We start from the raw sequence: 14,019 nt of genomic DNA on the forward strand, positions 1-14,019 counted from the left end.
CGTGCTTATTTACCTTCGCGAATTGTCGCTACCAGGTCATCAAGCTTCACGGTTTGTTGCTCACCCGTATCCATCGATTTTAGGGCGATCTCACCACGCTCCAGCTCGTCATCACCAAGGATGGCAGTGTAGCGGGATTTGAAACGGTCAGCTGATTTCATCTGTGCTTTCATCTTGCGCCCCAGATAATCACGTTCCCCAGACAGTCCAGACTGACGAAGTTTGAACAACAGACGGTTCACTTCACGATCAGCTGCCTCTCCCAGAGCAACAAAGTACACATCCAGTGGAGCCAGCGTAGTAACCTCAATGTTTTGGTGCTCCAGAATCAATTGAATACGCTCCAGACCAATACCGAAGCCGATGCCTGGCTGATCAGGTCCGCCGATATCTCCAACGAGACCATTGTACCGACCACCGCCGCCAACCGTATCTATTGCTCCAATACCTTGGGCTTTTAATTCAAAAGCAGTCAGTGTGTAATAATCCAAGCCCCGTACCAGACGATTGTTCACAGCATAATCTACTCCGAAATCATCCAGGTATGCCTGCAGCTTGGCAAAGTGATTCAAAGACTCTTCATCCAGGCTATCCAGTATGGACGGTGCCCCTACAAATTTGTCCTGGTCGACTTTGCAGTCGAGCACACGCAGCGGATTACGCTCCATGCGTGACTGGCAGTCCTTGCACAGGCTGTCTTTCATCGGTCTAAGGAATCCAAGTAACGTCTCACGATATTCTGCACGGCTGGTTGAGTTACCAACGGAGTTGATCTCCACTTTGACATCCTTCAAGCCTAGCTCGACACACAACTGGTAACCTAGTGCGATCACTTCCGCATCAATTGCCGGGTCCAGTGCACCGATGGCTTCTACACCAAACTGGTGGAACTGACGCTGACGGCCTGCCTGCGGACGCTCGTACCGGAACATCGGACCGATGTAATAGAGCTTGCTCACATCCGGTTCGCCGTAGATTTTATTCTCTACATACGCACGGACAACACCCGCTGTTCCCTCCGGACGAAGAGTCATGCTGCGATTGCCTTTGTCATCAAAGGTATACATTTCTTTCTCAACGATATCGGTAGTCTCTCCTACACCGCGTACAAATAAAGAAGTCTGTTCGAAGATCGGTGTACGAATCTCACGGTAATTAAACCGTCGACACAGATCTCGTGCTTTTTCTTCTACGTACTGCCATTTCTCGACAACTCCAGGCAGTAAGTCCTGCGTTCCAGTCGGTTTTTGAAAAGCCATCTTGATCCCTCCAGCATTGATTTTTTTCTCTAAAAGTTAAAAAATTCTACACGTGATCACTGCGCGGGCAGAACAACCTTACAATCGCTGTTATCCCCAGATTTTTCGAATTAATTTTATAATGTGGAAATCCGGTGATAAAGGCGAACGCTTCGCTTTTACAGGTTTTTTCTGCCCTCTCCGTTTTCGTGTATTTCTTTTAAATCAACTTATATAACAAAAAAATCCCTCGCCCTGTCGCTGTGTATACAGCAAACAAAGGGACGAGAGATTGTGTAATATACATTCACCCGTGGTACCACCCACATTCCGGAAACCTGACACTTTAGCCGTTCAGGTGATCTCTGATGATTCAACATTGCATAAGGCACTGTGATCAGCAGATATTCCGCTCTACGTGTAACGCACGTCCTGCGCAGGCCAGCTACTGGTCAACAGATCATATCTGCTGTGTTCGCCGTCTGTTCTCGGGGAAGTCATTCGTCCGCTCATCAAGAGAATCCTTACAGCCTGGGGATTCCTCTCTGGTCATGTGGGCACGGAGTACTTGGTCCCGTCATCAAATCAGTAATATAGTTCAAAAATCGACTTGTATTGACTATAGTCAACGTATTATTTTCTGATTGTAATGAACCGCAGTGCTAAAGTCAAGGGTTAACACGAAAAGATAGCTCTAAAAAAAATTTGCTAACACGCTGCACCGGATGGGGGAGTGACAGAAATCACGGATAATAGAAGCTGGATTCATCATATGAATTCCAACTTCTATTCGCTTCTTATTCCTCTATTGTTGCAGCATCCACTTCAACAGATCCGGCGCGCTCGCCCATAAACGGGAATGCATAATGACATATTCAATCGCTTCGTCGGAGTCGCCCATGCCGACAAAGTCAGGGAGGTTATGCGGCAGCCGTTTCAAACCCAACAGGTAATCAGGCACATGTTTGTTCACACCCCGGGCCACACGGTACAGCATTTTGAGCTGGGAGGTGATTCCGTTTTTCTTATACTCCAGAATGATCTTGTCATAGGCAAAGGCCGTTGCGGCGTCACCTCTTCCATACTCCTCCAGCAATTGCTCTGCCTGATCCAATTGGTTGCTGTACAAATACACAGCAGCGAGCAGGTAACGTGCTCCGGTATTGTCTTCCGTATTAAGCTCTAGCATATGCTCCAAGATCTGTGCTGCTTCTTTCGTATCTCCACCAAACCAACAGGATTCGGCATAACTTTTGCATATCCGGATATAGGGACGAGTCTCATGAAGCCCCCAGAAGTCCCCTTTGTTCTCCACAAAGAACAGTTCGCCCAGTTCACGTTTGCCAGCAGCGATTCCTTCCTTGAGGTAAGATCTTGCATCATTCTCATTGTCCGATTCCTCAGCTAGAATAAGATACGCATCAGAGCTGTCAGGATACATCTCCAGCGCTGTTTCCGCCAGATGTACTCTCCGTTTGGAAGAGCTCGCTTCCCTCGCCTTAGACAGCAGAGCCTGTGCTTTGTCTTTCGATGTGCCTGGACCGTTCAACATCAATAGCTCGTCCGTTTCACCGCCCATGCCGTATTCTTCGATGTAACCATTCATCTCCTTAACCTTCCGGGAGATCGTGCCTGTCGTTACCTCATATTTCTCAGCCAGCTCAGCCTTTGAGACATTGAAGCCGTATTCCTCGGACAGCAAATACTCAATTGCAGCAGAGAACGAGCCTGTCTTCTTCACAGTAGGGCGGGTCTGACGGGAGTAGCCGTTCCATAACACCAGAGCTTCCAAAATTACCTCTGGCTCGTATTGGTTCCTCATGTTCTCAATAGTCTGCAGGGCCAGCTGTTCGTGAGCCGGATGCTCCCATTTCAAATCGCTTGCCACCATCTTTTTCAGCTTGGTCAAGGTCAGTTTGCTCTCAGGCTGAATGGAGGCTTCCCGAACCGGTTGCTCCGTTGATATTATCCCCAGTATGGATTCTACTGCAGAGGACTCCTTGTTCAGACAACATTTCTTATATTTTTTCCCACTACCGCATGGGCATAAATCATTTCTTCCAACCTTACTCAAAACTAATTCCCCCTTAAATCTGTCTCTAGCCATTCGCATGAGAACTCTGTTGCTTTAGCATTGTAGATGTCATTTCTCAAACGAGGCATTCTATATAACTTTCAAATTCCATCGATCAAGCAGAAACGGCTGCCCCGTACTTATATAAAAAAGGCGGGGCCGTTTCAGCGAGTATATGTTCATCTGGAATATGACGGATCACTCTGGCGATGAGTTCCTCATACTCTCTGTCATAGGATTGGATTCGTCTGAACCCAATCGCTGGAGCTAGATTTACCGTCCAATGTAGCCCAACTATGAAAACAATTCGCTGTAGAATATATAAACCCATCTCTCTATTCTAGCAAAAATTGAATAAAGGGGTAAGCTCTGCCCAAAACATACACATTCACATCTCAAAAAAAATAGCCTGCACACGGTGTGCAGGCTCAAAGGATATATAAAAAAAGGGGGTCATGTGTGTTATTATAAGCCCACTATGTTAAAGGCTTATGTATCTAATATTACAGTAATATTACAAAAATGATATCGCTTTATAAATTAGCTTTTTAATATCCTCCTGATTAAAAAGCCCTTGCACATCACTCGACTGTGTGGTCGAGCAGTGCAAGGGCCAAGAAGTATCTACACGTTAATTCAAATCTTCCACATAGGCATGGTTGGAACGAAGCTTATGAACAATCTCGTCATAATCTTCATCTCTTACTTTGGCAGACAGAACATAATGCAGATCATCATAATCGGCCGAAGACACATCTGCAGCATTCAGCAGGTCTCCATCCTCATTCACTCTGTCACGAGTATCCCGTTCTGCATCACGGTCCACATTGGCTACTACAGGGATCACATTTTCGCTAGCTGGAACACCAGGGGCTGCACCTACACCCATTGCTCCGTTGGTGCCTACGCCACCTGCTGTATTATAAGGCACCAGTGGCACCATAACACGCGTGTCTCTACCTACCGCACTGTCCAGTTGACCTACTTCCAAATGCTCTGTACGGAACGTCTGAAGTGAAGTTCTTGCTCCCTCTGCCTCGTCCTCGGTTCGAAAATACGCCTGAATATGTTTTGTCATGTCAAACCCTCCTTTTTCGGAATGAAATGCAACGTGAAGTTTCGTAACCCCACGATGTAACGTAGTTAAGATACATCAATATATGTCAGTTGCACTAACTGAAGTTATATAACTTTTAGCAGTTCACGTACAAACGCTGGCTCATCTTCAGGTGTTCGGGATGTAATATAGTTTCCATCCACAACGGCCTCATGATCCTTGAACTCTGCTCCTGCGTTTACCATATCATCCTTAAGTGGTGGATAGGATGTAATGGTACGGCCTTTCAACAGACCGGCACTAGCCAAAATTTGCGGACCATGACAGATCGCAGCAATTGGTTTCTTCGCACTGTTGATCTCGGTGACAAACTTCAAGATATGCGCATCACTTCGCAAATTCTCAGGGGATGATCCACCAGGAATCACGACTGCATCATAATCTGAAGCGGATGCATCACCAATCGCCTTATCTGTGGTATAGGAGGCCTTTCCTCCTTTACCTTTAAGGGTCTCACCGGCTTTTAATCCGATAATCTCCACTTCATGTCCAGCTTTTTTTACTTCGTCATACGGGACCTGCATCTCCGAATCTTCAAAGTCATTCGCCAATAAAAAAGCAACTTTACTCATAACGTATGTTCTCCTTTCCGTGTTCGAACTTTCTTTATAAAATCGGGTCTTGCAGTACATTGGCACTTCGTTGTGCCTCGTTTTGTTATTACCCTCACCAGAGCAATTTATAACAATTCAATGTAATTTCATTTTGTAACGAAGTCTTCAAACGAATAGTTAAAAAGATCAACTCACGACAAAAAGTCCTGATTCGGGAAGGAATCAGGACTTTTTCAAAATCTGTATAATCCAAATATCGGATGTTTATATCCCTGTGTAAACATTCAAGATCGCGGAAGATGACTCTGCTTCCCTTTGTCCGAATCCTGAAGTGCCCAGATCGTTGCAACATACTCAGCAGCCGAACGGGCAAGGTGCAATGATTCATACAGGTTGCCAGGGAGTAACAAAGGTTCTGAACGGGTACGTGTTTCTTTCGCAGATTGGCGCATAATTGGATGGATACTCCTTTGATCATGAAATGGTCATCAACGAATTATCCCTTATTATGGCCTGAACCTCATGGAATTATGCACGTGGTTCCTGACGAACCGGACTTTCAAGCATCAAAGTCACGGGTCCCCAGTTGGTAAATGTTACATCCATCATCGCTCCGAAACGCCCGGTTTCAACCTGGATACCTTTATCCCGTAGTAGTTGATTAAACGTTTCATATAACAGTTCTGCTGCTTCAGGTCGGGCCGCAGCCGCAAAGCTCGGACGCTTTCCTTTGCGACAATCTCCGTATAGGGTGAACTGGGAAACAGACAATACAGCACCGCCTACATCAAGCAGACTGAGATTCATCTTCTCCTGATCATCCTCAAATATCCGCAACCCACTAACTTTGTCAGCCAGATACTGGGCATCCTTCTCGTTGTCCTCATGATTAATGCCTACGAGCAGCATTAATCCGGATTCGATCTTACCTGCCAGCTCGTTTCCCACGGTCACCTGAGCCTCTTTACAGCGTTGTACAAGCACCCTCATCTTACAGGCTCCTTACTGCATAATCCGATGCACCGAATAGACATCTTTCACACGTTTGATCCGTTCTACAACGGATTGCAGATGATCCGTATTACGAATCAGAATTGTGACGTGCACCAATGCTAATTTATTTTTATCTGTCCGTCCTGTAACGGCAGATATATTGGTTTTACTTTCAGATACAGCCTGAAGTACCTCGTTGAGCAAGCCATTCCGATCATGGCCTGTAATCTCAATATCCACACTGTAACTTGCTTCGATATTCTCTTCCCACTCGACCTCAATAACACGTGCTGCTTCTTCACCGTCTGCACTTGTCGGGATATTCGGACAGTCACTACGGTGTACGGAAACGCCGCGTCCGCGTGTAACATATCCGATAATGTCATCCCCAGGTACAGGATTACAGCATCGTGCGAATCGAACAAGCAGATTATCGATGCCTTTAACACGAATACCGTTGGTTGGACGATTTCTGCGCTCAGGCGCAGGTTTCAGCTCGCGCATCTCGGAATTTAATTCCAGCAAACTGGACTCTTCCTGCTCTTTACGCAGTTTTTCGGTTGCTTTGGTTACAATCTGTGCAGCAGTAATCCCACCGAATCCAACAGCCGCAAGCATGTCATCTATATCGTTAAATGCATATTTTTTGGCAGCTTCCATCAACTTGTCATCCGTCATCCACATAGAAGGATCAAGCCCCATGCGTTTCAGTTCACGCTCACAGCTCTCCCGACCTTTTTCAACGTTTTCTTCACGGCGTTCCTTCTTGAACCATTGCTTGATCTTCGCTCGTGCATGAGAAGATTTCGCAATTTTCATCCAGTCCTGGCTCGGTCCGTAAGAATGTTTGGACGTCAAAATTTCGATGATATCACCTGTCTTCAGATGATAATCGAGCGGAACAATCCGACCGTTCACTTTGGCACCAATGGTCCGATTACCAACCTCCGTATGGATGCGATAAGCAAAATCCAAAGGTACAGAGCCGATCGGCAATTCGATGACTTCTCCTTTTGGCGTAAATACAAATACCAGATCCGAGAAGAAATCCATTTTGAGTGACTCTACGAATTCTGATGCATCCTGTGCTTCGTTTTGAAGTTCAAGAATTTCACGGAAGAACGTAATCTTGTCTTCAAAATGATTTCCGTTCGCAGCGCCTTCTTTGTAGGCCCAGTGGGCAGCAATACCAAATTCAGCAGTCCGGTGCATATCCCATGTCCGGATCTGTACTTCCGTTGGTTCGCCATTGGGACCAACTACCGTTGTATGCAGCGATTGATACATATTCGCCTTTGGCATCGCAATGTAGTCTTTGAAGCGTCCAGGCATCGGTTTCCATAGCGTGTGTATAATTCCCAAGGTAGCATAACAATCCTTGATATTATCCACAATAATACGAATGGCAAGCAGATCATAAATTTCGTTAAACTGCTTGTTCTTGGTGGTCATTTTCTTGAACACGCTGTAGATATGTTTCGGGCGGCCCGAAAGGTCTGCCTGAATTCCCATCTCATCGAGCTTGTTCGTAATTCCATCCATAACCGTATCAATATATTGCTCCCGTTCCGCACGTTTTTTGTGCATGAGGTTAGCAATTCGGTAATACTGCTGCGGATTCAAATAACGGAGGGCGATGTCCTCCATTTCCCATTTGATTGCAGAGATACCCAAACGGTTTGCAATCGGACAGAAAATTTCCAGCGTCTCATATGAAATCCGGCGCTGGCTTTCTTCCGACTGAAACTTGAGTGTCCGCATATTATGCAGACGGTCAGCCAATTTAATCACGATGACACGGATGTCCTGCGCCATGGCGATGAACATTTTGCGGTAGTTCTCGTTCTGCTGTTCTTCCTTGGAGCGAAACTGAATACGTTCCAACTTCGTCAAGCCGTCAACAAGCATGGCACACGTATTGCCGAAATGATTGCGGATCTCTTCAAGTGAGACCGTAGTATCCTCTACTACATCATGAAGAAGCGCTGCTATTATGGAGATGGTGTCCATCTGCATGTTCACAACAATGTCGGCAACCGCAAGCGGATGCAGAATATACGGTTCTCCCGATTTTCGCGTCTGTCCATGGTGGGCCTGATCAGCAAATTCGTAAGCTTCTCGTATGCGCACCAGATCGGGTTCTTTGATATATGCCCCGGCCTTCTCGAGTAATTGCTCTATGCCCATTCTGATCTGTTCCGTGTCCTTTCTATACCAAATGGAACCCGTGACAGTGCTGCAACACAGGTTCCCCGTAAAAGTAATTTCCTATAATTATGACGCTTCGCCCGTTTCCCGTCAACTGCTGACGAATAAGAGCGCTTATCCAATTTTTATATTGGTAATCTGAATTACTCTTAACCCGTAACCCTAGACCTCACAGGGGATTGGATGTATTTCTTATTTCTTATGTATTATTGCCGTTATTTGCTGAAATAGAAGGAAAATTCATGAAAATATAAATTTCATCGCTTTGCTACGTCAAAAATGTTATTGCTTAATTAAGAGAAACTCTGTAATCTATTGAAAGTTTGTGTTTCGGAAAAGGAGATGAAATTCATTGCAACGCGAAATTCAGGTTAATCAAAAGATGCCACTTGGCTCAGGTTCACTGCTTAGCCTTCAGCATTTGTTCGCCATGTTTGGCAGCACGGTGCTTGTACCGAACCTGTTCGGTGTCGATCCAAGTATGATCCTGCTGATGAACGGAATTGGAACATTGTTGTACATACTGATGTGTAAAGGTAAGATTCCTGCATACCTCGGATCAAGCTTTGCCTTTATTGCACCTGTCACAATGGTATTAAAACAACATCCAGAGAATGGCTACTCCATGGCACTTGGAGCTTTTATCATAACAGGACTTGTTTTCTGTCTCGTGGCCCTCATTATTAAATTTGCGGGTACCGGATGGATTAACGTTGTATTCCCACCAGCGGTTATGGGTGCCATCGTTGCTCTGATCGGTCTGGAGCTTGTACCTGTTGCAGCTGGTATGGCAGGATTGATTAACTCTGATCCTGTTGCTAACCCGAACTGGGTGCCGCAGGCCAAACCCATTATTTTATCCATGGCCACGCTTGGTATCACTGTCATTGGTGCCGTAACGTTCCGTGGATTCCCCAAAATTATTCATATTCTAATCGGAATTGTATCCGGATATGTATTAGGCTATTTTATGGGTCTGGTTGAAAAAAAAGCTATTGCAAACGCTGATTTCATCTCACTTCCAACCGTAACAACGCCTACATTTGACTGGTCCGTTATTTTCACCATTTTACCTGTAGCGCTTGTGGTTATCGTTGAACATATTGGGCATTTGCTTGTAACGAGCAGCATTGTAGGCAAAGATCTTTCGAAAGACCCTGGGCTTCATCGTTCCCTGCTTGGTAATGGGGTCTCCACCATTTTGTCCGGGTTTGTAGGATCTACTCCTAATACAACCTATGGTGAGAACATCGGTGTAATGGCCCTGACTCGCGTATACTCCACATATGTCATTGGTGGCGCAGCAGTCATTGCAATCGTACTCTCCTTCTCAGGAACATTCTCGGCGCTTGTAGCCAATATTCCTGTGCCCGTTATGGGTGGCGTATCCCTACTTCTGTTCGGGGTTATTGCAGCGTCTGGTCTGCGTATTCTGGTTGAACAGAAAGTCGATTTTGCCAAACCGACCAATCTGCTACTTACTACACTTGTACTGGTCATTGGGCTAAGTGGTACAGAAGTTACCTTCTACGGTATTCATCTGAAAGGGATGGCACTGGCAACCATCGTCGGAATTCTGATGAGCTTGTTGTTCAAACTGTTTGAAGTGCTAGGTTGGTTGAATGACGATTCGCGTAAACAGCCTATCACTGAAAAAACGCCCGATTAATTTCACCGTACCGTATATAAATCAAAAAAAGCCTGTTCTATCCAGCCTTAACGGCTGGATAGAACAGGCTTTTTTATAATCATTAATGCTGTATATTATTTCCCGGGAAAAGGGAAAATCAATTCACGTTTTTAATATCAACATTACAAGTGGAGATTTTAAACTTAGTAGTTCATCAATGTGAATACATCGATTTTCTCAGGCAATTTAGCACGACCATTCAGATCAGACAGCTCGATCAGGAATGCAGCACCAACAACGTTCCCACCCAATTGTTCAATCAAGTTGATGGAAGTTGCAATCGTTCCACCCGTTGCGAGCAGATCATCTGCGATCAGGACATTTTGACCTTTTTCAATCGCATCTGTGTGCATCGCGAGTGTATCCTTGCCATACTCGAGATCATAACCAACTTCAATCGTCTCTCCAGGCAGTTTTCCACTTTTGCGAATCGGAGCAAAACCGACACCAAGAGCGTATGCCAGAGGGGCGCCCACAACGAAACCACGTGCTTCAGGTCCAGCAATAACGTCAATTTTGAGATCAGAAACCATCACTTTCAGTTCATTGATCGCATTGCGGTACATTTCTCCATCCTTCAACAATGTTGTAATGTCCTTAAAGCTGATTCCCGGTTGTGGAAAGTCAGGGATGACACGAATATAATCTTTAAAATCCAAAATAATCTCCTCCTAAAATAAATACACAAACTTCCATCTAAGATACGCCCTTCATCCGGGATATCATCCATTGTGTCAGTTGCGGTGTGGCTGCATCCAGCATCACCTGTTCTATCTCGGCCATATTTTCGAGCGCCTGATAGTGACGTGAAGCGGTTAGTTCACGCTTAGGCGGGTTATCCACAAACGCAATTTTGCCGTTATCACGGGTAATGAAGGATAACTCTTCGAATACATCCAACATCATCGTAATCATGCGCGGCGAACAACCACACTGACGACTGAGCACAGGAGTAATCTCTTGTTCCTCCACGGGTTCAGCTTTCCATTTCAACACCTGCATATAAATACGCTTAAAGAGTTCTCTGGAAGGCATCTGAAGGCGATCTCGGCGGTTGCCTGATCCGTGCAAAAGGATGATATTCTCAGCTCCACTGAACAAAGCCAGCATGGCATTAAGTTGTTCCGGGGTTTCCGGCGTATCAAACACAAATAACGTCCGGACTTGTTCCTGTCCATAATGCTGTGCAGCAGCATTACACGGAAATAACCCGACCTTTCTATCATATACCCAAAGGCAAGGTTCATACAATGAATTTCCCTCGGAAACATCTGTTTCTTTCCGAACAATAGCACCAACAGAACCAGATTTATATCGCAGATGCACCTCAAGTGAGCTCAAGAAATGTTTCATCGCATTTAATGGCTCGGCATTACCGCGCAAATCAAACACTTGGACCTGAGGAACATGAATGTCCTGAAGCATCAATTGAGGTTTTCTCATCCCATTCCATTCATTGATGGACAGTTCTCCCATCACATCAATAACGGAACCTGGGAGAAGGAACTCTGCTAACGCTCCCTTGCCAAAAGCAACGGTTTCCAGTTGCTGACCATCCTGTTCCAGAACCAGTTTCAGATGGCGTTTCTCTCGTCCCATTGTTCTGGTTTCCTTCACAGTCACACTTCTCAATACAAACCGTGGCGAAGGATTGCTCATCCCAAAAGGCTGCAATCTGTCGATCTCCTGGATCACTTTCAGCGGAACATCACTGATTCTGCATTCATCATCCGCAAGACGTTGAGGTACAAAGTCCTCTTCAGTTAATACAGATGCAGCAAACTCATTCAAACCAGCCTCAAGTTCTTCCAGCTGTTCCCGATGCAAGGTCATACCTGCTGCTGCAGGGTGTCCCCCGTAGTGGTCCATAGTGTGTTTATTGACTGTGAGTGCCTGATAGATATCCAAGCCCTCAATGGAGCGCGCAGAGCCCTTGCAGACACCGCTCTCTGGATCGATCCCAAGGATAAGTGTAGGTCGGTAATAACGTTCCAGTAATTTGGAAGCCACAATACCAACCACTCCGACGTTCCAGCCCTCACCAGCCAATACGATTACATCTGGAACGGATCCTGAACGAAGCTGTATCTTTTGTTCCAACTGTGCCGTTGCTTCTTGTAATATGCCCTCTACGACTTGCTGCCGCTCCCGATTCAATAGATCAAGCTGACCGGCTAGCGTATGAGCTTCATCCAGATTCTCAGTTGTGAGCAGCGACACCGCTCGTCCTGCATGATCCAAACGTCCACTGGCATTAATACGAGGTGCCATGGCAAAGGCAATATTAATCGAAGTCACCTGACTCTGATCCACACCACTGATTTCCAGCAATGCACTTACACCGGGAAGACGTGAACCACGCATCGATTCTATTCCATAACTGACGATAACCCGGTTCTCCCCTTCCAAAGGCATCAGATCGGCAACGGTGCCGATGGCGGCAATCTCCATCCATTCACCGGGCACTTCCCCGATTAATGCCTGAGCGAGCTTCAAGGCTACTCCCGCTCCTGCCAAACCTTTAAAAGGATACGGGCATCCTGGAAGTTTCGGATTAATAAGTGTAAAGGCTTCGGGCAAAATTTCAGGCGGCTCGTGGTGATCTGTCACAATGACTTCGATGCCCAGCGTGGCCGCATAGGCAATCTGTTCAACAGCACTGATTCCGGTGTCCACGGTAATAATCAATGAAACGCCTTGTTGATGGGCCCAATCCAATGCATGGTTGTGCAATCCATACCCTTCATTCGAGCGATGAGGGATATATATATCGTACGAAGCTCCAAGATGACGCATCAAATGGATCATGAGCGATGTGCTGGATACGCCATCAGCGTCATAATCCCCGTAGATCAAAATATGTTCTTCCCGCTCCAATGCCAGCTTGATACGTGGCACAGCTTCATTCATGCCAAGGAGCAGATAGGGATCATGCATCTGATTCAGGTCAGGATGCAAAAAACGTTCGGCCTCCTTCTCATTGTGCACTCCTCGACTCACAAGCAAACGTCCAACAAGGGGTGAAACGGAAAGCGCCTGCGAGAGTCCCGCAGCCGCCTCCAAATCGATATTCGGTGTATTCCACCGGTATTGCGAATAAAGCAATGATAACGCTCCTTTCCTGATCTACTGGACCCGCGCTTCACTACTGAATTAATGTCGCTTCGTGATCGGGCAGTTCATGATTGGATTTATAGGGATAACCTGGATCATAAGGTATCGCTTGAATCTGTACTTCTTTCACATGACTGAAACGGGTGAGCAGTAATGTCTTGGCACGATTTGCAATCTCCTGTGCTTCCAGTATCGAGATCCTCGGATTCACACTAATGACCAGCTCAATCGTAACGTCATGTTCCTGTTCACGTGCAACCAAATGCTCAATGGTAATGATGCCATATACCCGCTGTACGGTCTCTTTAAAATCTGAGGCTTCTTCCTGCTCCAGCTCCTGAACGAGTGAACCATAGACTGTGTCCACAATCATTCGGTAACCCTTGTGAAGCACAAAACAGGAAGCAATCAACGCAGCCGTGGGGTCTAGGTAGAGCAGCATGCTCAATCCCGTCTCTTCACCAGCCATCGATCCTATAATGCCGATTAACACGGTGAGCGAACAATAGAGTGCACGGCGATGTTGCTGTGCATAGGCCAGCGCCTGAGACTGGTTCCGTTTACGGAAATATCTGTACTGAAATTGAAAAATCGCTTCTTTCACAGCCAAAGCTGCAACAGCCACCAAAAGTACCGACTTGCCGGGTGCTTCCGGTTCACTTCCGGAGAGACTACCCAATGCGGAGATGGCAAGCTGTAATCCACCCATGAGAATCAGCACAGATAACAATACTGAGATTCCGGGTCTAGCAACACTTGAATGTTCTTTAAACCGTCCCCTGCGAGCCTTGCTCTTATCGCGTACAGACTTGGAGGGAAAGAGACCAGCCAGGGCAGAACCAGCTTCAGAAGCAGAATACAAGCCGTCAGCGAGCAATGATTTGCTGTTTGCCATATAACCGACTCCCGCTTTGATCACCGCAAGTCCCATATTACCGGCAATACCGCTCCATGTGGCAGCCTGAGCAGATGGGATATGTTCTCTGGTCATGAATATTCCCCCTTAATTCTGTACATAAAGTTGCAAAACC

Annotated in this window: 11 protein-coding genes; 1 reads left to right on the forward strand and 10 read right to left on the reverse strand. The window is 46.2% G+C overall.

Annotated features, from left to right (window positions below):
- Positions 1–5 precede the first annotated feature (5 nt).
- From hisS to MHH92_RS23730, 7 genes are all read right to left on the reverse strand, one after another.
- Positions 6–1,259 carry a histidine--tRNA ligase gene (gene hisS, locus MHH92_RS23700; protein ID WP_036674544.1) on the reverse strand — a complete coding sequence of 418 codons (1,254 nt, stop codon included), beginning with the start codon at positions 1,257–1,259 and terminating at the stop codon, positions 6–8.
- A gap of 784 nt (positions 1,260–2,043) precedes the next feature.
- Positions 2,044–3,312: an SEC-C metal-binding domain-containing protein gene (locus MHH92_RS23705; protein ID WP_340906767.1), complete on the reverse strand. Its 1,269-nt coding sequence runs from the start codon at positions 3,310–3,312 to the stop codon at positions 2,044–2,046.
- Between the two features lie 631 nt (positions 3,313–3,943).
- Positions 3,944–4,390 carry a hypothetical protein gene (locus tag MHH92_RS23710; protein WP_036616903.1) on the reverse strand — a complete coding sequence of 149 codons (447 nt, stop codon included), beginning with the start codon at positions 4,388–4,390 and terminating at the stop codon, positions 3,944–3,946.
- Between the two features lie 104 nt (positions 4,391–4,494).
- Positions 4,495–5,001 carry a type 1 glutamine amidotransferase domain-containing protein gene (locus tag MHH92_RS23715; protein WP_036616900.1) on the reverse strand — a complete coding sequence of 169 codons (507 nt, stop codon included), beginning with the start codon at positions 4,999–5,001 and terminating at the stop codon, positions 4,495–4,497.
- 266 nt (positions 5,002–5,267) lie between these two features.
- Entirely contained in the window at positions 5,268–5,435 is a 168-nt protein-coding gene (locus MHH92_RS23720) for a hypothetical protein (protein WP_017686784.1), read from the reverse strand.
- A gap of 76 nt (positions 5,436–5,511) precedes the next feature.
- Positions 5,512–5,973 (reverse strand): D-aminoacyl-tRNA deacylase, encoded by a 462-nt coding sequence (gene dtd, locus MHH92_RS23725; protein ID WP_340906768.1) that lies wholly within the window; start codon positions 5,971–5,973, stop codon positions 5,512–5,514.
- A 12-nt stretch (positions 5,974–5,985) separates the two neighbouring features.
- Positions 5,986–8,163, reverse strand: coding sequence for a RelA/SpoT family protein (locus tag MHH92_RS23730; protein ID WP_211082497.1), 2,178 nt, complete (start codon positions 8,161–8,163; stop codon positions 5,986–5,988).
- Positions 8,164–8,536: 373 nt separating this feature from the next.
- Between MHH92_RS23730 and uraA the strand changes: the two genes are divergently transcribed.
- Positions 8,537–9,853, forward strand: a complete 1,317-nt coding sequence (gene uraA / locus MHH92_RS23735; RefSeq protein WP_340906770.1) for a uracil permease — start codon at positions 8,537–8,539, stop codon at positions 9,851–9,853.
- Positions 9,854–10,017: 164 nt separating this feature from the next.
- Here uraA and MHH92_RS23740 read toward each other — a convergent pair whose 3' ends face one another.
- From MHH92_RS23740 to MHH92_RS23750, 3 genes are read right to left on the reverse strand one after another with little or no spacing between them, the layout of a single operon-like run.
- Positions 10,018–10,533: an adenine phosphoribosyltransferase gene (locus MHH92_RS23740; protein WP_091020472.1), complete on the reverse strand. Its 516-nt coding sequence runs from the start codon at positions 10,531–10,533 to the stop codon at positions 10,018–10,020.
- A gap of 37 nt (positions 10,534–10,570) precedes the next feature.
- Positions 10,571–12,979 carry a single-stranded-DNA-specific exonuclease RecJ gene (recJ, locus tag MHH92_RS23745; RefSeq protein WP_036616889.1) on the reverse strand — a complete coding sequence of 803 codons (2,409 nt, stop codon included), beginning with the start codon at positions 12,977–12,979 and terminating at the stop codon, positions 10,571–10,573.
- A 40-nt stretch (positions 12,980–13,019) separates the two neighbouring features.
- On the reverse strand, positions 13,020–13,979 hold the full coding sequence (locus tag MHH92_RS23750) for a cation diffusion facilitator family transporter (RefSeq protein WP_091020475.1): 960 nt from the start codon (positions 13,977–13,979) through the stop codon (positions 13,020–13,022).
- Between the last annotated feature and the right edge of the window lie 40 nt (positions 13,980–14,019).

This window comes from Paenibacillus sp. FSL M7-1414, assembly GCF_038003195.1.
Classification (GTDB): domain Bacteria; phylum Bacillota; class Bacilli; order Paenibacillales; family Paenibacillaceae; genus Paenibacillus; species Paenibacillus amylolyticus.

Excerpts from the sequence above, each read along its gene's own strand:
- MHH92_RS23750 (WP_091020475.1), bottom strand. The coding sequence starts at position 13,979 with ATGACCAGAGAACATATCCCATCTGCTCAGGCTGCCACATGGAGCGGT.
- MHH92_RS23710 (WP_036616903.1), bottom strand. The coding sequence starts at position 4,390 with ATGACAAAACATATTCAGGCGTATTTTCGAACCGAGGACGAGGCAGAG.
- hisS (WP_036674544.1), bottom strand. The coding sequence starts at position 1,259 with ATGGCTTTTCAAAAACCGACTGGAACGCAGGACTTACTGCCTGGAGTT.
- MHH92_RS23720 (WP_017686784.1), bottom strand. The coding sequence starts at position 5,435 with ATGCGCCAATCTGCGAAAGAAACACGTACCCGTTCAGAACCTTTGTTA.
- dtd (WP_340906768.1), bottom strand. The coding sequence starts at position 5,973 with ATGAGGGTGCTTGTACAACGCTGTAAAGAGGCTCAGGTGACCGTGGGA.
- MHH92_RS23730 (WP_211082497.1), bottom strand. The coding sequence starts at position 8,163 with ATGGGCATAGAGCAATTACTCGAGAAGGCCGGGGCATATATCAAAGAA.
- MHH92_RS23715 (WP_036616900.1), bottom strand. The coding sequence starts at position 5,001 with ATGAGTAAAGTTGCTTTTTTATTGGCGAATGACTTTGAAGATTCGGAG.